The following is a 20,689-nucleotide window of genomic DNA, read 5'->3' on the forward strand; positions in this document are numbered from 1 at the left end:
ATGGCCCAACAAAAGAAAATAGTGATTCTTGGTGCCGGTGAAAGCGGGGTGGGCAGTGCTGTATTAGCGCTGAAACAGGGTTTTGAAGTGTTCGTTTCTGATTTTGGAGCCATCGCCGATAAGTATAAAAATCAGCTTACAGCACGTGGTATTCGATTTGAAGAATTGCAGCATACGGAGGAGGAAATCCTTTCGGCTGATGAAGTGATCAAAAGCCCCGGTATTCCTGATAAGGCTCCTATCATTAAAAGAATCATTGAAAAGGGGATTCGGATCATCTCGGAAATCGAATTTGCCGGTCGCTATACCAATGCGAAAACCATCTGTATTACAGGTAGTAATGGTAAAACCACTACAACCATGCTTATTTACCATATCTTAAAAAAAGCTGGTTTTAATGTGGGATTGGCAGGTAATGTGGGTCAGAGTTTTGCACGCCAGGTGGCTGAAGAAAACTTCGATCATATTGTGTTAGAACTAAGCAGTTTTCAGCTTGATAACATGTATGAGTTCAAGGCTGATATTGCCTTGTTGCTTAATATCACCCCTGATCATTTGGATCGATACGATTATAAAATGCAGAATTATGTGGATTCAAAATTCCGCATCACTCAAAATCAAACATCTGCAGACGCACTTATCTATTGCCTTGACGATGAAGAAATAATGAAAGTAATGGCTGATCGTACTTTTTCAGCTCGATTATTTCCATTCTCTCTTGATCAAAAGGTAGAAGAGGGAGCTTATGCATCAAACGATACTATAAATATTCAAACCGATAAAAAACAATTTAGCATGAACATCTCAGAATTAGCATTGCAGGGAAGGCACAATGTAAACAACTCTATGGCGGCAGGAATTGCAGCGAAATTACTCGAAATCCGCAGCGATAGTTTGCGTGAGAGTTTGGGTGATTTTCAAAATGTTCCTCACCGATTAGAGCATGTTGCTAAAATTCAAGGCATTGAATTTATAAATGATTCAAAAGCCACTAATGTTAATTCGGTTTGGTTTGCGCTCGAAAGCATGAACACTAAAGTAGTTTGGATTGCCGGTGGCGTTGATAAGGGCAATGATTATTCAATGCTTTTCGACTTGGTTAAAGATAAAGTGAAAGCCATAGTTTGCCTTGGCAAAGACAATAAAAAAATCCACGATGCATTTGAGGATAAGGTGGAAATTATTGTGAATACAGCATCGGCTAAGGAAGCGGTGAATGTGGCCTATCATTTAGCTGCTAAAGGCGAAACTGTATTGCTTTCTCCAGCTTGCGCCAGCTTTGATTTATTCAAAAGCTACGAAGATCGCGGCGATCAGTTTAAAGCTACAGTGAAGGAACTCTAGAAACTTCCGCTCTCAATGTGGAAATGTTGATAGATTTTATTCATGAACAACGATATAATTTGACATTTTAAGGCTCAACATTAAAACCGAGCCTGTTTATATACAACCAAAAAGAGAACAGGAATACATGAACTGGATTTTACGACAAACGCGGGGCGACAGGTGGATTTGGCTGGTGGTGTTTGCTTTATCGATGATATCGGTGTTGGCCGTGTACAGTTCTACGGGTACATTGGCTTACAAAAGCGATGTCAATCCCTTTCATTTCTTAATTAAGCACGGAACCATGATCGTGGCCGGTTTGGCCATCATGTATTTCGCTCATTTGCTTGATCATCGCTACTATTCTCGTATTGCTCAATTACTTCTTTGGCTATCTATTCCTTTGCTGCTTTATACCTTGTTTTTTGGTAGCAGTATTAATAATGCCAGCCGTTGGGTTACTTTGCCAATTATCAACCAAACATTCCAGTCTTCCGATTTGGCCAAACTGGCCTTGTTCATGTATTTGGCTCGCGCTATAACAAAGCGCCAGGAGAAGATCAAGGATTTTAAGGAAGGATTTCTTCCGATTTTTATAGCGGTTATAGGTGTTTGTGGATTAATAGCTCCTGCCAACCTTTCAACGGCCTTAATGGTTTTTGGAACCAGCATGCTGTTATTGTTGATCGGTCGCGTGAGTTTTACACAAATGGCCATTGTGGGTATTGCGGGTGCGGTTTTGGTGGCTTTTGTAGTTTTCTTTGGACCTCGCCGTGGTGTTTACAAAGCCCGGGTCGAGGCATTCTTGCATCCCGAAATGGTGCATTCTGATAAGAACTACCAAAGTGATCAGGCTAAAATCGCCATTGCTACCGGTGGTTTTCTTGGTAAAGGGCCGGGAAATAGTACCCAACGTAACTTTTTGCCATCACCCTATGCCGACTTTGTTTATGCTATTATTATTGAAGAATACGGAATGGTTGGAGGCTTGGTTATTCTGGCCTTGTATCTAATATTTCTATATCGATGTGTAAAAATAGTAACCCGAAGTCCTAAGGCCTTTGGGGCTTTGTTGGCGGCAGCATTAAGCTTTAGCTTGGTTATACAAGCGTTTGCAAATATGGCGGTTGCTACCAATTTATTTCCGGTAACGGGGGTTGCCCTACCTTTAGTAAGTATGGGTGGAACTTCAATTTTATTTACAAGCGCGGCCTTTGGAATTATTCTGAGTATTAGTCGCGATTTGGAAGAGGCCGAAAAGGCGGAAAAGAAAGAATCTACTGCTCCATCAAATGTTGTGATGGCATAAATGTACAGTGAAAAAGAAGTTTAACGAATGAACAACAAACAACATAAAATAGTAATTAGTGGTGGAGGAACAGGAGGTCATTTGTTTCCGGCATTGGCTATTGCTGATGCATTGAAGCGAATCGAACCTACAATTGATATACTATTTGTGGGTGCTTTGGGTAAGATTGAAATGGATCGGGTGCCAGCTGCGGGATACAAAATTATTGGTCTTGATATTCGCGGTTTACAACGTAAGCTTACAATTGATAACCTGATGTTTCCTGTTCGATTGATCAAATCGTTAGCAAAGTCATTTAGCATCGTTAATGAGTTTAAACCCGATGTGGCTGTTGGTGTTGGAGGTTATGCTTCGGGTCCATTATTATATGCGGCAAGTCGTAAAGATGTTCCTACGGTGCTGCAGGAACAGAATTCGTACCCTGGAATTACCAATAAACTGTTGGCAAAGAGAGCTTCAAAAATATGTGTTGCTTATCAGGGCATGGAACAGTTTTTTCCAGCCGATAAATTAATGTTAACCGGTAATCCTGTTCGTCAGGATATTTTGGAAATAGAAGGGAAGAAAGAAGAAGCTGCTGATTTTTTTGGTCTATCGGCCCAAAAGAAAACGATCTTCTTAACTGGCGGTAGTTTAGGTGCTCGCACACTGAACGAAAGTATTTTGAATCATCTTGAATCGTTCAGAAACGAGGAGATTCAGTTGATTTGGCAGTGTGGTAAGTTTTATTACAATACGCTTAAACAACAGTTTAAGGAAGCTGAATTTCCAAATGTAAAGTTGATGGAGTTCGTTTCGAGGGTAGATTTAGCTTATGCCCTTGCCGATGTGATTGTGGCAAGAGCCGGAGCGAGTACCATTTCAGAGCTGTGTTTGGTTAAAAAACCAGCCGTGTTAGTGCCTTCACCAAATGTTGCTGAAGATCATCAAACTAAAAATGCCATGGCATTGGTGAGTAAGCAAGCTGCAATATTGGTTAAAGACGATGTGGCAAAAACAGAGTTGGTTGATGTTGCTATTCGCCTGATCAACAATGAAGAAAAGAAACAAAAACTGGCAGCTAATATTGCTACACTAGGCTTGAAAAACTCAGCTGATGTAATAGCAAAAGAGATATTAAAATTAGTTAAGTAGATACAAGGTAGGAGAGATTAGATAAGAGAATTATGCAAAATTCCGGATCTAAATCTCAGGTTAGAAAAATAAAGAAATGAGTTTTCGTTGGATCAAGAGATATTAATTCTCAAGTCTGACCTCTCAAATCTCAAATCTCAAATAAGAATGAAACTGGAGTCGATTAGTAAAGTTTATTTGATTGGAATTGGCGGAATTGGCATGAGTGGATTGGCACGTTGGTTTAAGCACCGCGGTTGCACAGTTGCTGGCTATGACCGTACAGAAACCCCATTGACCAAAGAATTAGTGAGTGAGGGCATTCCGGTTACTTATATCGATGAGGTTAATAATATTACGGCCCCATTTAACGAAAACGCTGTTTCTGAAGATATACTGATCATCTATACCCCGGCAATTCCTAAAGACAGCCCAATTCTTAATCATTTTAAAAATGTGGGCTACGATCTTAAAAAGCGTTCACAGGTTTTGGGAATAATTAGTCAAGGCAGCTTTTGCATTGCAGTGGCCGGAACACATGGCAAAACAACCACTTCAACAATTATTGCTCATGTATTAAAAGATACAGGTTATGATTGTTCGGCTTTTTTAGGTGGAATCAGCTCTAATTATAATACTAACCTTTTATTAGGTGAGAATAATGTGATGGTCGTGGAGGCGGATGAGTTTGACCGTTCCTTCCTTACCCTGCATCCTGATATTGCGGTTATTACCTCAATGGATGCTGATCATTTGGATATTTATGGCGATGCATCTCATTTGCATGAATCCTTTAATCTATTTGCTTCACAATTAAGCGAAAATGGTTTGCTGATCCATAAAAAAGAGTTGCCACTTCAGCGTAAAGGAGTTTCATATACGGTCAATTCATCTGACGCAGACGTTCGTGCAGAGAACATTCGTATAGAAAACGGCAATTATTATTACGATTACGTTTCTGCTGATAAGATCATAAAAGATTTAAGTTTGGGACTTCCTGGATTGCATAATGTGGAGAATTCAGTAGTTGCAGTAAGAGTTGCCCTGGAACTAAAGATTGATGATGATAAGATTCGTAAGGCATTAGCTTCATTCAGGGGTGTAAAAAGAAGGTTTGAATACATTGTCAAATCTGAGAACCTGGTTTATATTGATGACTATGCACATCACCCTGAAGAATTGAATGCTTGCTTAAATTCTGTTCGTCAGTTGTATCCTGGCAAAAAGCTCACTGTGGCTTTTCAACCGCATTTGTTTACACGTACACGTGATTTTGCTTCTGAATTTGCCGCTAGCTTAAGTAAAGCTGATGAATTGTTCCTTTTGGAAATTTATCCGGCACGTGAGCTGCCAATTGAAGGGGTAAACTCACAAATGGTTCTTGATATGGTGACTATCAACAACAAACATTTGTGTTCAAAAACCAATTTGGTTGATTTAATTAATAAGGAAGATATTGAAGTTTTAGTAACTGTTGGAGCCGGCGATATTGATACGCTGGTAGAGCCATTAAAGCTGAAACTGAGTTAGGAACTGATAGTCCATGGTCAATAGTCCATGGGGTGTAAAAATATATAAGAAACCATGGTCCATCGACTGTGGTCTATTGACTTTGCACAACGAAAGATCTGAGAAGAGACATTTTTACTAATTATAACAAAAAACAAAAGCCCCTTTAGGGGTTTGGGGTATGAAAAATATCAATTGGAAACGAGTATTCGCCTTATCTGCCTGGACTGTGAGCCTGGCGGGATTGGTTGTGCTCTTGAGTTTTGTTTCCAAGCGCCAGGATACAACGGTTTGTAAAGGTGTTAAGATCAATATTGAAGGAAAAAACTTTTTGGTTGAAAAGGGAGATATACTTGCTTTAATGAATAGGGTATTACCCCAGTTCGTTTCAAAACCATTGGATCAAATACCGGTGGAGCAAATTGAAAAGGCAGTTAAAATGAATCCTTATGTTGATCGTGCAGATATCTTTATCGATCTGGATGGTATGGTTCGGGTAAATGTTACCCAGCGTGAGCCAGTGGTTAGGGTGATCAATAAAAATTACCAGAGTTTTTATATTGATAAGAATGGGCGTAAAATGCCGCTTTCTACTAATTTTTCACCAAGAGTTTTAGTTGCAAATGGCAATATTGATGAACAGCCCGCTTATAATGATACGTTGAAAACTGCTTCGGCAAAAGCTATTTATGAAGTGGCCCGGTTTATCGAAAATGATAAGAATGAGTTTTGGAAAGCGCAAATAATTCAGGCCTATGTTAATGAAAATGCTGAATTAGTGCTTATTCCACGTGTAGGAGAGCAGAAGATCTTAGTGGGAAATACGGAAGATCTTGAAATCAGAATGAATAATTTAATGATGTTTTATAAGAAAGCGCTTCCTCGTGTTGGCTGGGAGCATTATAAGGTCATCAATATAAAATACCAAAATCAGGTGATTGGTATACGCGATACCTTGATTAAGGAACAAGTAACATCAACCGATACAGTAAAAACAGACAGCACAAGAATTAATTAGTTATGGAACAATCAGATATAGTTGTTGGATTAGACATAGGTACTACAAAGATCTGCGTAATTGTTGGACGCAGAACCGAGCATGGAAAGATTGAGGTGTTAGGTATGGGCAAAGCCGATTCTCCTGGCGTTAGTCGTGGGACGGTTACCAATATCGAAAAAACCGTACGTGGCATTCGAGAGGCCGTTGAAATGGCCGAATTAAAGTCGAATGTGGAGATACGTGTGGTAAACATTGGTATTGCCGGGCAGCATATTAAAAGTCATCAGCACCGTGGTATGCTTACACGTAACAATACAAATGAAGAGATTAGTCATTCAGATGTGGATAAACTGATCTCTGATATGCATAAGCTTGCCATGAACCCAGGAGAGAAGATCATTCACGTTCTTCCACAGGAATATGTGATTGATAATGAGCCGGGAATTGTTGATCCGGTGGGGATGTCAGGTGTGCGCATGGAAGCAAACTTCCATATCATTACCGGCCAGGTTACTTCGGTTCAAAACATTATAAAATGTGCAACCAAAGCTTCATTAGGTTATGATGACATTATTCTTGAACCTTTAGCTTCTGCCGAGGCAGTATTAAGTCCGGAAGAAAAAGAGGCTGGCGTTGTTTTGGTTGATATAGGAGGTGGAACAACTGATGTGGCTATTTTCTATCGTGGTATAATTAGACACACAGCCGTAATTCCTTTAGGTGGAAATATTGTTACTGAGGACATGGTGGAAGGCTTGTCAATTTTAAAGGCACAAGCGGAAGTTTTAAAAACCCGCTTTGGTTCAGCATTGGCTGATGAAAATGCCGAAAATGAGATCATTTCTATCCCTAGTCCGGTAAAAGGTCGTCAGCCTAAAGAAGTGTCGGTAAAAAACCTGGCTTATATTATCCAGGCTCGTATGGAAGAGATTATTGAGCATGTATACTATGAGATCCAATGTTCGGGTTACGAGAAAAAATTGATTGCAGGTATTGTGTTAACAGGAGGAGGTTCGCAATTGAAACATTTGCCTCAATTAGTTGAATATATTACCGGTTTAGACGCGCGCATCGGTTATCCAAATGAGCATATCGCTAAATCAAATCATGCTGAAATTGTAAGTCCAATGTATGCAACAGGTATTGGTTTGGTTATTAAAGGGCTGCAGGCAATTGAAGAAGACAGGATGAAAAATGAACATTTGCCAGCTTCCGATACACAGGTACGTCAGCCTCAGGCCGACCGAAAACAGTGGTTAAAGAAGTTTATTGACCCGATAAAAGAGTTTATCCGCGAGGATATTGATGATAAAGACTATTTGAAATAAAAACGAAATCGAATTAAGAAAATACTTATACGATAAAGGGCGGTTAATAAAATGTCAATAATTATCAACAATGGGCGGGTTTTTCCACATTGGGAGGTTTCATAGGCCCAAAAAGGCATTTAAATCGCTATTATTACATGTTAAATGAGAATTCAACAATTTACGTCGCTTAAACATCTGGATAATGGAATTCGAAATGTATAAAGAAAAATCATCGATTATCAAAGTAATCGGTGTTGGAGGTGGAGGTGGAAACGCAGTCAATCACATGTACCGTCAGGGTATAAAGGGAGTTGACTTCATTATCTGTAATACCGATGCTCAGGCACTCGAGCTAAGTCCAATTCCTAACAAAGTACAGTTGGGAGCTAGCTTAACCGAAGGTCGTGGAGCAGGCTCAATACCTGAAGTTGGCCGCAACTCAGCCATTGAAAACGTAGAGCAACTGCGCGAAATGCTGGGAGCCAATACCAAAATGGTGTTTATTACTGCCGGAATGGGTGGTGGTACAGGTACAGGAGCTAGTCCTATTATTGCAAAAGCAGCAAAGGACATGGGTATTCTTACTGTAGGTATCGTTACTACACCTTTTAAATTTGAAGGCCCTCGCCGTAAGGTTCAGGCTGATCAGGGTTTGGAAGAACTTAAGAAGAACGTTGATACACTACTGGTTATTTCTAATGAAAAGGTGCGCCAAATGTGTGGTAACCTTGAGTTGAAAAGTGCTTTTGCACAAGCTGATAATGTATTAACAACTGCTTCAAAAGGTATTGCCGAAATTATTACTGTTCCCGGTTATATCAACGTCGACTTTGAAGATGTTAAAACAGTAATGAAAGATAGTGGTGTTGCGATTATGGGTTCTTGCTCTGCTGAAGGAGAAAATCGTGCACGTAAAGCAGTTGAAGGAGCTATGGCTTCACCATTATTGAATGATAATGAGATCGAAGGAGCCCGTTACATTCTTTTAAATATTACTTCTGGCAATAAAGAGGTGTTAATGGATGAAGTATCGGAAATCACTGATTATATTCAATCCAAAGCTGGCGCCACTGCCGATATCATTTGGGGTAATTGTAATGACGAGTCATTAGGTGATGCAATTTCGGTTACGCTTATTGCAACAGGTTTCAATACTCGTTCGCAAAGGGAAGAGTTTATAGTAGAAAAGCAAATTGCTGAGCAGCCGGTAGTTCCACAAGAACCAGAGCGCATTGTGATCAACTTAAATGACGATCCTATTAAAGAGGCTGAAACACTTGTAAATACCTTAAAGAACAGGTCTTTAGAGCCTTCGATGAAAGTTGTAGAAAATCCGCAGATGCCATCGCAGCCAACCCAAATAAATATACAGCAGCCATCAGCCGCCCCGGCTTTGCGTCAGGTATCTATGTTTGATTTATTTGGAGTGGAGTCTAATGATGCCCAGGTTTCAAATAACACATTTGAATTTACGGTTAGCAACAAGATCAAAGAAGAAACTAAAGTAGAAATAGCTCCAGTACAGCCTGAACCGGAGAATATATTGCCGCAAAATTTAGAAGAGGAACTTTCTGAAGAAGAAATGATGAAAAGAAGTTTGCAGCAATCTCGTGACCGGATCATGAAGCTGAAAAACTTTAGCATTAAGCTTAACAGTAATAATGGATTGAATGAATTGGAGAATGTTCCTGCTTATGTTCGCAAGAATATGAAGTTAAAAGAAACACCACATTCCTCAGAACAGCATATTTCGCGATTTACCTTGTCGAATGATAATGATGGAACGGAAATAAGACCAAATAATTCCTTTTTGCACGACAACGTAGATTAATCAACACATTGTGAAAATAAGAATCCCGGTTTTACCGGGATTTTTTATAACTTTCGCGCTCAGATTACTTCAAGTAAATAAATTATAATCAAACCATTATTATTTAACCAGGTTGATAAATCTGCAATTATCTTATATTTTTGCAGCCTTTTCATGGTTTAACAACTAAAATTTAAAGCATTGGATATTTTTGAGAAGATTAAGGAGAAAAGAGGTCCTATCGGGCAACATTCAAAATGGGCCCATGGATATTTCGCATTTCCTAAATTGGAAGGTGAAATTGGCCCTCATATGATGTTTCGTGGTAAGGAACATCTTGTTTGGAGTTTGAACAACTACTTAGGTTTAGCTAACCATCCGGAAGTTCGTAAAGCTGATGCTGAAGGTGCTGCTCAATATGGTTTAGCCTCACCTATGGGTGCCAGAATGATGTCGGGTAACTCTAACAATCACGAAGCCTTAGAAAAAGAACTGGCCGATTTTGTTGGTTTTGAAGATGCTTTCCTGTTAAACTATGGCTACCAGGGAATGGTGTCTATCATTGACAGTTTGGTTGATCGTCATGATGTAATTGTTTATGATGCCGAATCTCATGCATGTATTATAGACGGTCTTCGTTTACACCAGGGCAAACGCTATGTTTATACGCATAACGATATGGAAAGCCTTGAAAAACAATTGCAGCGTGCTGAAAAATTGGTAGAAGGTACTCCAGGAGCTATTTTAGTGATCACCGAAGGTGTATTTGGAATGTCAGGTGTGCAGGGTGACTTAAAAGGTATCGTTGAATTAAAGAAAAAATATAATTTCCGCTTATTGGTTGATGATGCCCATGGTTTTGGAACAATGGGGAAAACAGGCGCCGGTACACACGAGGAGCAAAACTGCGTTGAAGGCATTGATGTTTACTTCGGCACTTTTGCAAAATCAATGGCTGGTATTGGTGGTTTTGTTGCCAGCAGTGAGCAGGTTGTTGAGTTCTTGCGCTATAACATGCGTTCTCAAACTTTTGCCAAGTCTATCCCAATGCCAATGATCGTTGGTTTGCGCAAACGCCTTGAGTTATTAAAAACCAATCCTCAGCTAAAAGCTAAGCTTTGGGAAATTGTTAATGCATTACAAGGTGGTTTAAAAGAGTTAGGTTTCGACATTGGAAAAACCAACAGCCCGGTAACACCTGTATTTATGCATGGTTCATTAACCGAGGCAACTAACTTAATTGTTGATCTCCGCGAGAATTACAGTATTTTCTGCTCAATCGTTACTTATCCGGTTATTCCGAAAGGTTTATTGATGTTACGTTTAATTCCAACTGCAGCTCACAGCCTTGAAGACGTTAAGCGTACGCTATCGGCCTTTAGTGAAGTTAAAGTTAAATTACAGGAAGGTGCATACAAAGAGACAGAAGAGTTTGCTGCTCCCCGCTAATAATATTTAACCAAAAATATAGATCCCATAAGCCAATAGCTTATGGGATTTTTTCTTTCCGCGCAATAGCCGTTAGCCTCCCTTCAAAGTTTTTCGCCTTAAATAAAGCTCAAAAATAGCAGTGTATCAAAATGTTATAGGTAATGTATTGAAACCTCGACATTCTATTTAGTCTATAGAAATTATATAAAATTAAATGAAATGAAATACGATTTCTTAAAAGTAACTTTTAGTTAATTATTTGTTTTATGAATAAATTTTAAGCGAAAATAGAGGAATAGATATGATAATGTTGCTTTTTGGTTTGAAAGTTGACTATTGAAGAGTACAAGATCGGGTGGCCGAGCGGTTAGGCAAGTGTCCGCAAGACGCTGTACAGTAGTTCAAATCTGCTCTCGATCTCCAACTTTCACCTTAAAAAAACAGATCGGGTGGCCGAGTGGTTAGGCAAGTGTCCGCAAGACGCTCTACAGTAGTTCAAATCTGCTCTCGATCTCAAGCTTTCGTATTTAAAAAAAGATCGGGTGGCCGAGTGGTTAGGCAAGTGTCCGCAAGACGCTGTACAGTAGTTCAAATCTGCTCTCGATCTCACAAATGCCTTCTATCAAGAATTTAATGCTTAACTTTTTTCATTTTGAAAAAGCCTCCAATATTTGGGGGCTTTTTTGCTGACAAATTTGTCAGTTTTAATTACTTGCGTAGTTATACGTTAGGTAAATACAATTAGGGTTATTACTTTTGAATCGGAAAGCAAAAACAATAGCAATCTACCTCTGAAATCCGAAGGCCGGAATATTAATCTATAAGCGCTTTATAGATTATAATCCCGGCTTTCTTTATTTATTTCACTTTTCTAAATTATTTTCAGCTGTATATACAATCTTCATGTATATTTTATTGAATTATTCATGAAAATGAAGTGAGATTGTAAAAAAGAGCTGATATGTAATGTTAATTCGTTTTATTCTCAATAAAAAAACGCTCTAGGCACTTTTCTCTGAAATAGCCGAATTGTGATATCCCTAAAAGAACTAAGCAAACTGCTTTAACGCTATCCAATACAATATAAAGTTTGTGTAAATAAGAAGCCGGTGGAATTTGACCCTCAATTATCAATTGAATTCGCTCGTGTAAAGCTGGTAATAGCCAGAAAGTTTGAGCCCCAAGAATAATGGCCAATAAACAGAGAAAGATAATGATTGTACGATGGAAGGAGTTTATAAACACCAGGCCTATTGAGCATAAGCAAAAAATAATTTCAATTCGATTTAAGGCTTTAAATACCACCCGGCCAACTTCTACGCCGACTTCCAGCGTTAAATGAGGTGCGGTAAATTTTATCGGGGCTTCCATAAAACTTATAGAACAAATAAAGCCCAGCCATAAAAATGTAATTACAATAGGAAGTGAATGTTTTAACTTGCTCATTTAAATTATAGATAGGTTACCATTGGTTCGCATATGTTCAATTTTAAAATTAAACATTTCGGCCATGCGCTCAGCTCTCCAAATAGCCTCATTTGCTTTTTCACCTTCAAAATGTTCATTCACCGTTTTATTAAATAGCTCAATCCAATGTTCGAAATGAGATTTTTCAATGGGAAGCTTAGCATGTGGAGGAAAGGGACTTCCGGTGTAGCCGGGTTCCGAAAATAGAACTGTATTCCAAAACTTGTACATTTTTTCCAAATGTACATCCCACTTATCTTTAATAACGGCATTAAATATTGGCCCTAATAATTTGTCTTCTCGAATATTGTTGTAGAAACTGTTGACTAACAATTGAATGTCATCAAAGGTACTGATATCCGCTTTATTTACATTGTTAGCCATATTAGAACTTGCATGTTTATTAAGTACAAATTTAATAAGAAAGTGTTTGTATTAGCTGACCAATATCAGATTTAAATAGCCATTAAAATGTTTTTTTTTACTGAAAAATCAATACTCTTTATTTAATTAAAGATTATAAAATAATATAAAATCAGCATATTTTTTTACTATTAATAAAATAATATAAATAATTAATATTCAATGTGTTATATAGCTTTATTTATGCATGTTAATAAATGATAAACCTAAATTTCATCTAACTATTCTTGATTTTTTGGATCTGAAAATGGTGGAAATGTGGATAAAAACACGTTTAAAGGCCCTTTTTTATACTTGTAAAGTTTGCATTCTGTATTAAAAGCTATTACATTAGCTTTGAAAATAACCTAATCAGTATTTACCAAACATTTAAAGGAGTATCTAAAAATGAAAAAATTTAATGAATTCAAAGCTTTGTTGGCCTCGTTAGAAGGTGATGCAGATAAGTTTTACAACAAAGGTAACAATGCTGCCGGTACTCGCGTACGTAAAGGAATGCAAGATTTAAAAAATCTGGCACAGGAAATTCGTATGGAAATTCAAGAAACCAAAAACAAGGCTGAAGCTTAGTCTTCAACTGTGAAAACCTTGAAGAAAAAGAAAAGTCCAGTTCAATTGATTTGAACTGGACTTTTTTTATAAGGTTAAAACAGATTAATAGTTTTGAGCTGCTTTTACAATTTTAGCTTTTAATCCATCGCTAACATCAACCAATGGCAAACGAACAGCAGATCCACAAATACCTAACTGGTTCAAAAAGGTTTTAACCCCTGCCGGGCTTCCTTCTGCAAACAGCATGTTTATAATATCTGTTAGTTTGTAATGTAATGGACGAGCTTCTTCAAATTTCCCCTCCAAACATTTTCTGATCATGGTTGAAAAATCTTTAGGGAATGCGTTTCCTACAACAGAGATCACTCCGTCAGCCCCTAAAGCAATCATTGGTAACGCAACCGCATCATCACCCGATATAAACAGAAAATCTTTTGGTTTGTATTTTAAGATTTCCATGAATTGTTCAAAATTTCCAGAAGCTTCTTTTATACCAATTACATTATTTAACTCAGCCAAACGCAAAGTGGTTTGGGCTGTCATGTTTGAACCTGTGCGTCCAGGAACATTGTACAAAAGAATAGGAAGTTTTGAGTTTTCAGCCACTTGTTTATAGTGCTGGTAGATTCCTTCCTGAGCTGGCTTATTATAATATGGGCTCACCGATAAAATCGCTGAGAACCCTTCTGATTTAAAGTTTTTTACCTGATCAACAACAGCTGCGGTATTATTACCTCCAATACCCGCAACTAACGGAACACGCTTATTAGTAATTTCGAGTACAAAATCAAAAACCTTCTGCTTTTCTTCCTTTGATAAGGTTGCAGTTTCGCCGGTGGTACCCATAGGCACTAAATAGTTAACACCACCAGTGATTAAATGTTCAATAAGATTTTTTAGGCCCGGAAAGTCAATACTTCCATCCGGATTAAAAGGGGTAACCAATGCAACACCCGTTCCTCTCAATTGTGTACTCATTTTTTAATTAATGAAAGATAATGTAATACTTGGGCCGTAAAATTAACAATACTTGTGTCTTTTTTACAATCTATCATCAAATCGTAAATAAAACTTTGATTTTGTTCGTATTTTGAAATTTTAAATCTGGAATTGGCTTTTAGTGCCAAATAAGATATGGTGGAATTGATTTCTTGTGAAAGATTAATTAATACATCGAATTGAACTTTTTGCAGTTCTTTAACTTTATCTTCTTTAGGTATCTTCAGATAGTTGAGATCTTTGTTCGTAATGAAGTTAAAATCACGTGCTTCCGTTCTGAACTCAGGTAGATCCTTCTCGTTAATTAACCCCCAAAAGGTGAGTTTTTTCTGCCTTAAATCAGGTGTTAAGGCAAGGTCTTTCACCTCTTTTAGATCCTCAATATTTTCGGCACAAAAAATAAACAGAAAGGATTCCACCTCCTTAAGTCCATTAAACTCTAGCTGAGTTATGATCTTACCAGCTTCTCGTTTTAAAATATAGTTGGTTAATTGTGATTTCATTGTTTTGGTTTAACTAAGCATTGCCAGTAAGTCAGTATCAGAAATAATAGGGACGTTTAAATCAGTTGCTTTTTGAAGTTTAGCTGGTCCCATATTGTCACCAGCCACTAAAAAGTTAAGTTTTGCAGAAATACTGCTTAGCATTTTCCCCCCATTAGCTTCGATAAGGTCTTTTAGTTCATCACGGCTAAAGTTTTCGAATACTCCGGATATAAGAAATGTTTTCCCTTCCAGTTTATTACTAGCCATTACTACTTCCTTTTCTTCAATTTCAAACTGTAATCCATCTGCTTTCAACTGCTCAATAAGTAAGCGATGCTCAGGAACCGCAAAATACGCTAATACACTTTCGGCAATACGGATCCCAATTTCGTTAACGGCAACTAATTCATCAGCGGAGGCAGCGATCAGGTTGTCAATGTTTTTAAAATGCTGGGCCAGTTTTTTGGCAACCGTTTCACCCACATATCGGATACCTAATCCAAATAATACCTTTTCAAAAGGCATTTGTTTGGAGGCTTCAATTCCATCTATAAGGTTATTTGCCGACTTTTCGCCCATACGCTCCAAACTCAGCAGTTCAGCTTTTTTATCTTTTAAAGCATAGATGTCTGAAATATTATGAAGCAACTCAGCATTAAATAACTGAACAATGGTTTCATCGCCCAGACTATCAATGTTCATCGCTTTACGGCCAGTGAAGTGCTGCATCTTGCCGATGATTTGAGGTGGACAACCTGTATCATTTGGACAATACCATGCGGCTTCGCCTTCGGTTCTCTCCAATTCAGCATTACACTCAGGACAGGTTTTGGTAAATATGGTGGGCTGAGAGTTTGCCGGACGTTTATCAAGATTAACTTTGATGATTTTAGGGATAATTTCACCGCCTTTTTCCACCAAGACTGTATCGCCTTCACGAACATCTAAACGTTCAATTTCATTAGCATTGTGCAGTGTTGCTCTTTTAACCGTGGTTCCCGCCAATTGAACTGGTTTTAAGTTAGCCACAGGAGTTACAGCTCCGGTCCGCCCAACTTGGTAGGTAATAGCCACTAACTCGGTTTCTACTTCCTGAGCCTTGTATTTATAAGAGATTGCCCATCGTGGAGATTTAGCTGTAAAACCTAGCTCTTGCTGTTGTGCATAGTTGTTTACTTTAATAACAATTCCATCAATGTCGAAAGAAAGCTTAAAACGTTCAGATTCGAAATAATGAATAAAGTCGAGCACTTCCTGAATATTGCTGCATAATTTCGAATGTTCCGAAACTTTAAAGCCCCATTGTTTAACGGCTTGTAAACTTTCCCAATGCGTTTTATAAGGCGAATTTTCGACATATAAGAAATAGAGGAAGCAATCGAGCGGGCGTTTGGCAACTTCTGCAGAATCCTGCATTTTGATGGTGCCTGAAGCAAAATTACGAGGATTGGCAAAGGGTTGTTCTCCATTTTCTTCGCGTTCAGCATTTAATTTTTCAAAAGCTTTTAAATGCATAAATACTTCGCCACGGATCTCAAATTCAGCCGGAAAGCCATTCCCCTTTAATTGGTGAGGAATAGTTTTAATAGTTTTAACATTGGTGGTAACGTCATCTCCTTTTGATCCATCACCACGCGTTACAGCCTGAACAAGTTTACCATTTTGATAAGTTAAGCTCATCGATAAACCATCAAACTTCAACTCACAAACGTACTCGAAGTTATCTCCAATGGCTTTTCTGATACGGTTGTCAAAATCAATTAAATCCTGTTCTGAATAGGTATTACCTAATGAAAGCATGGGATATTTATGCTTTACAGTTTTAAATGACTTGGTAATTTCTCCACCCACTTTTAAAGACGGAGAATCAGGGTCCTGGAGTTCAGGGAATTGTTTTTCTAATGCTTCAAGTTGTTTAAGCTTTTGGTCGAAATCGTAATCAGATATAGTGGGTTGAGCAAGAACGTAATAGTTGTAATTATGTTGATTGAGTTCAGCTGTTAAATCAGCAATTAATTTTTGAGCTTCTTGTTGTTGCATAGCCGGCGAAAATATGGATTGCAGTTTAAAGTTTGGGTGTTATTTCATCAAAAATGTCCATGAAATTACTAATTAGTTCGGTTTTGTATTGGAGCAACACTTGTTCAAGTTCTGTTTTAGTTTCCTCAGAAAAATTTGTGCCCCAAACGCGGTAACAAATCCTATTTAAAGCATAAACCAATTTATTGTAATCTGTATACGAATGAAGGTATGCGTGTTCAACAAACTTATTGTAAAAATTCAGGAAGTTTTCGGGTTGGTTTATGCCAGTAATTCGTAGGTATTCAAGCAATTTATTTTGATCAACTGCACTCAGATGTAAGTAAAAATTGTTCGTGTCAACTTTCTTATTTTCAATAAGTAAACTATCAAGCATTAGTTCAAGTGCGATGTGCGCCAGTATAAATGGCCGAACGGGTGTGCCGATCAATAGAGGGGTAATTAGCTGTTTGAGTCTGTCGGTTTCCTGCTTAAAGAAACCCGAAGAATGAAACAATTTGTCGACCTGTAAATGTTTTTGCCAGCCCTCATATATTCCCATTAGTTGAGCATTGGTAGAAAGTTGACCAATGAATTTATGTGGATGAATATTCCAGGTTTTGTTGAAGTTTTTGGTCAGGTCAGGTAGCACCAATCCCAAAACAAAATGAGCATTTACTGAATCCTTGTCGAAATAATAGTGGGAGAGGAAGTTCATTGATTAGATTACACAGATTTTAAAATAAGGTTTCAACGATTGCTATCAATTTTTACCGATTTCTTGCTGTTACGTCCTATTTCAAGCTAACTCAAATTAAGCATAAATAATTATCTTTGGCATTCTCGTTATGAAATCTGTTTAAATCATTTTTCATTTGTGGAATCAATGAAGAACGGTGTAATCACCACTAATCTGTGTAATCATATTAAACTAGAATGAACTTTGTAGAAGAATTGCGTTGGCGCGGCATGCTGCATGATATTATGCCTGGTACCGAAGAAAAATTGAATAGTGGTGTTATTGCCGGTTATATTGGTTTTGACCCAACTGCCGATTCGTTGCATGTTGGTCACCTTACCCAAATTATGACCCTGATTCATTTTCAAAAGGCCGGACATAAACCTTATGCTTTAGTTGGCGGTGCTACCGGTATGGTTGGCGATCCATCGGGCAAGTCGGAAGAACGTAATTTACTTTCTGCAGATATTCTTAATCATAATCAGGCTTGTATTAAAGCGCAGCTCGAAAAATTCCTTGATTTTGGCTGTGGCGCTAACAGCGCCGAAATGGTGAATAACTATGACTGGTTCAAAGAGTTTTCTTTCCTTGATTTTATTCGTGATGTTGGAAAACACTTAACGGTTAACTACATGATGGCAAAAGATTCGGTGAAAAAACGCTTGGAAGGAGATAGCGGTCTTTCTTTTACCGAGTTTAGTTACCAGTTAATCCAGGGCTACGATTTTTACTATTTGTGGAAACACAAAGGTTGTTTTCTGCAGATGGGTGGTTCTGATCAGTGGGGAAATATTGTTACTGGTACAGAATTGATCAGAAGGAAAGATCGGGGAGAAGCATTTGCGTTAACTACTCAGCTAATTAAAAAGACTGACGGTACCAAATTTGGTAAAACCGAAAGCGGAGCAGTTTGGTTAGATCCGGCTAGAACTTCACCTTATAAATTCTACCAGTTTTGGTTAAATGCGAGTGATGATGATGCTAAAAACTGGATCCGCATTTTCACGTTAAAGTCTAAGGAAGAGCTGGAAGCCTTAGATGCGGAACATGCTGCGGCACCTAATTTGCGCGTATTGCAAAAAGCCTTAGCGAAAGACATAACCATTCGCGTTCACTCGGAGGCTGATTATGAAACCGCAATTAAATCATCAGAGTTCTTGTTCGGTAATGGTTCTATCGATTTTTTAACCGGCATGAGCGATGATAACCTATTGGGTATTTTCGATGGCATTGAGCAATTCAATATTTCAAAAGAAGAGCTTTCTGCCGGAATTAATATAGTTGACTTATTAGGAGATAAGGCAAAAGTATTTCCATCAAAAAGCGAAGCTAAAAAAATGATCCAAGGTGGTGGTGTAAGCTTAAATAAAGCTAAAGTTGGCGGCGTTGAAGAAGTGATCAATCACTCAAGCCTGATCAATAATAAATTCATTGTTGCTCAAAAGGGTAAGAAGAACTATTACTTGCTGATTGTAGAATAAAAACAATTATAGACTCTCGAAAGAGAAAAGATATAACAAAAATAGCCTCGGGTTTAAACCTGAGGCTATTTTGTTATATTTAATTATCTAAATCACTCACGTTCATGAAAAAAAACATCTTATTCCTTACCGGCGATTTTGCCGAAGATTATGAAACAATGGTTCCTTTCCAAATGCTGACCATGATTGGTCACGAAGTGCATGCGGTTTGTCCGGATAAGAAAAAGGGAGACTATATCACCACTGCCATTCATGATTTTGATGGCTTTCAAACTTATAGCGAAAAGCCAGGACATCGTTTCGTGCTGAATTATTCGTTTGCCGATGTTGACCCTTCTAAATACGATGCTATTGTGCTGGCAGGAGGGAGAGCTCCTGAATATCTTCGCTTAAACCTTAACGTGATTGAGCTGATAAAACACTTTGCTGATAATAATAAACCAATCGCAGCTATCTGTCATGGCATTCAAATTTTAACGGCTGCCAATGTAGTAAAAGGTAAAAAACTGACGGCTTACCCGGCTGTAGGTCCTGAAGTGACATTGGCCGGAGGAACCTTTGTTGATGTGCCCGCCACTGAAGCTGTGGTGGACGGTAATTTAGTTACATCACCGGCTTGGCCGGGACATCCCAAATGGATAGCTGAATTTTTAAAGCTATTGGGTACAAAAATTGAAATATAAACTATAGTGATATCCTGAAGTTAAGTTTAATGCTTCAGGATATTTAATTATAAGTGGGAATTATTTACATTGTTTGAGAAGCAATTGCCGCATTATTGTGTTGTCCTAAGACCTTCTTTTTTCCCCCTTAGTTTTTAAAATAATAGCATCTGTATTCCTGAATTCGGTTTTTAGCTGCATGTTGATCATTTTATTAGAATTGGCAGTTAAGTTGTTTTAGCTAGGAAACAATAACTCTTTTCCCCCAAAAGAGAAATTAAACCATCCAAAAATTAGTAAAATGAGTAAAGTAGTAATTCGTATTGCCGCTACGTGTTTGTGCTGTATCAGTATAAACGTAAATGCTGCGGGCTTACAAAACGGCCCCAGTTTACAAAGCCAGTTCGATGCAATAATTGAAAAGGCTAATAATTACCAGGATTACAAAGTTGTTAAAACGGCATCGCTTCGTTATTTATGGAAGAATGCAAACGACTCATTGGTAAAAGAACGACAGAAAAATGCCACTTCCTTAACTAAGATTGCTAAAAACAAAATCGAAATCGATTCATTAAAACAAGGTTTGAACCAACAGGAAGCCAGTCTTCAGGCATCTACTTCAATCAATAACTCCATTGGCTTTTTAGGAATTAACTTTTCAAAGACCGGTTATAATACCTTCATGTGGAGTTTGATTGTAGGTCTTGCAGCCGTATTGGCTTATTTAAGTTTTTTGAATGGCAATTTTAAGCGAGAAGCGCAATATCGAATTAAATTGTTTGACGATTTAACGGAAGAATTTAAAACTCACCGAATGAAATCAAACGAAAAAGAAAAGCGACTGGCTCGTGAACTTCAAACTGAACGGAATAAACTCGAAGACATCCTGGCAGGTAGTTAAAGATATTCGCTCTATAAAACTCTAAAGAAAGCAGCCGAAAGTATTAACCGCTGCTTTCTTTTTTTAGTTATAAATTATGCATGAATACTTTAGGAAAAAATTAAATCAGTTAAACTTAATTTATCATTTATACTATATTTATCGAATCAATTT

The 20,689-nt window shown here is 38.0% G+C and carries 18 protein-coding genes and 2 tRNA genes; 14 read left to right on the forward strand and 6 right to left on the reverse strand.

The window, feature by feature from the left end:
* The 10 genes from murD to C3K47_RS19505 all read left to right on the forward strand — a co-directional run bounded on the left by murD (position 1) and on the right by C3K47_RS19505 (position 11,415).
* Positions 1–1,344 (forward strand): UDP-N-acetylmuramoyl-L-alanine--D-glutamate ligase, encoded by a 1,344-nt coding sequence (murD, locus tag C3K47_RS10195; protein ID WP_103789022.1) that lies wholly within the window; start codon positions 1–3, stop codon positions 1,342–1,344.
* Between the two features lie 127 nt (positions 1,345–1,471).
* The gene (locus C3K47_RS10200; RefSeq protein WP_103789023.1) at positions 1,472–2,635 is read left to right on the forward strand and encodes an FtsW/RodA/SpoVE family cell cycle protein; all 1,164 of its coding nucleotides are present in this window, start codon (positions 1,472–1,474) and stop codon (positions 2,633–2,635) included.
* A 27-nt stretch (positions 2,636–2,662) separates the two neighbouring features.
* On the forward strand, positions 2,663–3,769 hold the full coding sequence (gene murG, locus C3K47_RS10205; protein ID WP_103789024.1) for an undecaprenyldiphospho-muramoylpentapeptide beta-N-acetylglucosaminyltransferase: 1,107 nt from the start codon (positions 2,663–2,665) through the stop codon (positions 3,767–3,769).
* A 147-nt stretch (positions 3,770–3,916) separates the two neighbouring features.
* Entirely contained in the window at positions 3,917–5,278 is a 1,362-nt protein-coding gene (murC, locus tag C3K47_RS10210; RefSeq protein WP_103789025.1) for a UDP-N-acetylmuramate--L-alanine ligase, read from the forward strand.
* Between the two features lie 160 nt (positions 5,279–5,438).
* The gene (locus tag C3K47_RS10215; RefSeq protein WP_103789026.1) at positions 5,439–6,275 is read left to right on the forward strand and encodes a cell division protein FtsQ/DivIB; all 837 of its coding nucleotides are present in this window, start codon (positions 5,439–5,441) and stop codon (positions 6,273–6,275) included.
* Positions 6,276–6,277: 2 nt separating this feature from the next.
* A complete protein-coding gene (gene ftsA, locus C3K47_RS10220) occupies positions 6,278–7,585 on the forward strand; it encodes a cell division protein FtsA (RefSeq protein ID WP_103789027.1) in 1,308 nt (435 codons plus the stop codon).
* A gap of 184 nt (positions 7,586–7,769) precedes the next feature.
* Positions 7,770–9,398, forward strand: a complete 1,629-nt coding sequence (gene ftsZ, locus C3K47_RS10225; RefSeq protein ID WP_103789028.1) for a cell division protein FtsZ — start codon at positions 7,770–7,772, stop codon at positions 9,396–9,398.
* 180 nt (positions 9,399–9,578) lie between these two features.
* Complete coding sequence (locus C3K47_RS10230; RefSeq protein ID WP_103789029.1) at positions 9,579–10,826, forward strand: aminotransferase class I/II-fold pyridoxal phosphate-dependent enzyme; 1,248 nt, start codon at positions 9,579–9,581, stop codon at positions 10,824–10,826.
* Positions 10,827–11,157: 331 nt separating this feature from the next.
* Positions 11,158–11,231: transfer RNA gene (locus tag C3K47_RS19500), tRNA-Cys, on the forward strand.
* Positions 11,232–11,344: 113 nt separating this feature from the next.
* Positions 11,345–11,415, forward strand: a tRNA-Cys gene (locus C3K47_RS19505).
* A 362-nt stretch (positions 11,416–11,777) separates the two neighbouring features.
* Here C3K47_RS19505 and C3K47_RS10235 read toward each other — a convergent pair.
* Positions 11,778–12,254 (reverse strand): hypothetical protein, encoded by a 477-nt coding sequence (locus C3K47_RS10235; RefSeq protein WP_103789030.1) that lies wholly within the window; start codon positions 12,252–12,254, stop codon positions 11,778–11,780.
* A complete protein-coding gene (locus tag C3K47_RS10240; protein ID WP_103789031.1) occupies positions 12,255–12,659 on the reverse strand; it encodes a group III truncated hemoglobin in 405 nt (134 codons plus the stop codon).
* A gap of 426 nt (positions 12,660–13,085) precedes the next feature.
* Between C3K47_RS10240 and C3K47_RS10245 the strand changes: the two genes are divergently transcribed.
* Entirely contained in the window at positions 13,086–13,268 is a 183-nt protein-coding gene (locus C3K47_RS10245; protein WP_103789032.1) for a histone H1, read from the forward strand.
* 84 nt (positions 13,269–13,352) lie between these two features.
* On the opposite strand, the gene dapA is transcribed toward C3K47_RS10245, so the two are convergent.
* The 4 genes from dapA to C3K47_RS10265 are packed head-to-tail and all read right to left on the reverse strand — an operon-like array spanning position 13,353 to position 17,471.
* A complete protein-coding gene (gene dapA, locus C3K47_RS10250; protein ID WP_103789033.1) occupies positions 13,353–14,228 on the reverse strand; it encodes a 4-hydroxy-tetrahydrodipicolinate synthase in 876 nt (291 codons plus the stop codon).
* Positions 14,225–14,752, reverse strand: coding sequence for a DUF6913 domain-containing protein (locus tag C3K47_RS10255; protein WP_103789034.1), 528 nt, complete (start codon positions 14,750–14,752; stop codon positions 14,225–14,227). The genes dapA and C3K47_RS10255 overlap by 4 nt, the downstream gene beginning before the upstream one ends.
* A gap of 9 nt (positions 14,753–14,761) precedes the next feature.
* On the reverse strand, positions 14,762–16,774 hold the full coding sequence (ligA, locus tag C3K47_RS10260; protein ID WP_103789035.1) for an NAD-dependent DNA ligase LigA: 2,013 nt from the start codon (positions 16,772–16,774) through the stop codon (positions 14,762–14,764).
* 25 nt (positions 16,775–16,799) lie between these two features.
* Positions 16,800–17,471: a hypothetical protein gene (locus C3K47_RS10265; RefSeq protein ID WP_103789036.1), complete on the reverse strand. Its 672-nt coding sequence runs from the start codon at positions 17,469–17,471 to the stop codon at positions 16,800–16,802.
* Positions 17,472–17,689: 218 nt separating this feature from the next.
* On the opposite strand from C3K47_RS10265, the gene tyrS reads away from it, so the two are divergent.
* The 3 genes from tyrS to C3K47_RS10280 all read left to right on the forward strand — a co-directional run bounded on the left by tyrS (position 17,690) and on the right by C3K47_RS10280 (position 20,536).
* The gene (gene tyrS / locus C3K47_RS10270) at positions 17,690–18,973 is read left to right on the forward strand and encodes a tyrosine--tRNA ligase (RefSeq protein WP_103789037.1); all 1,284 of its coding nucleotides are present in this window, start codon (positions 17,690–17,692) and stop codon (positions 18,971–18,973) included.
* A gap of 104 nt (positions 18,974–19,077) precedes the next feature.
* A complete protein-coding gene (locus C3K47_RS10275; protein ID WP_103789038.1) occupies positions 19,078–19,656 on the forward strand; it encodes a DJ-1/PfpI family protein in 579 nt (192 codons plus the stop codon).
* Between the two features lie 280 nt (positions 19,657–19,936).
* Positions 19,937–20,536, forward strand: coding sequence for a hypothetical protein (locus tag C3K47_RS10280; protein ID WP_103789039.1), 600 nt, complete (start codon positions 19,937–19,939; stop codon positions 20,534–20,536).
* The last annotated feature ends 153 nt before the right edge of the window (positions 20,537–20,689 follow it).

It is taken from the genome of Solitalea longa (genome assembly GCF_002920915.1).
Lineage (GTDB): Bacteria > Bacteroidota > Bacteroidia > Sphingobacteriales > Sphingobacteriaceae > Solitalea > Solitalea longa.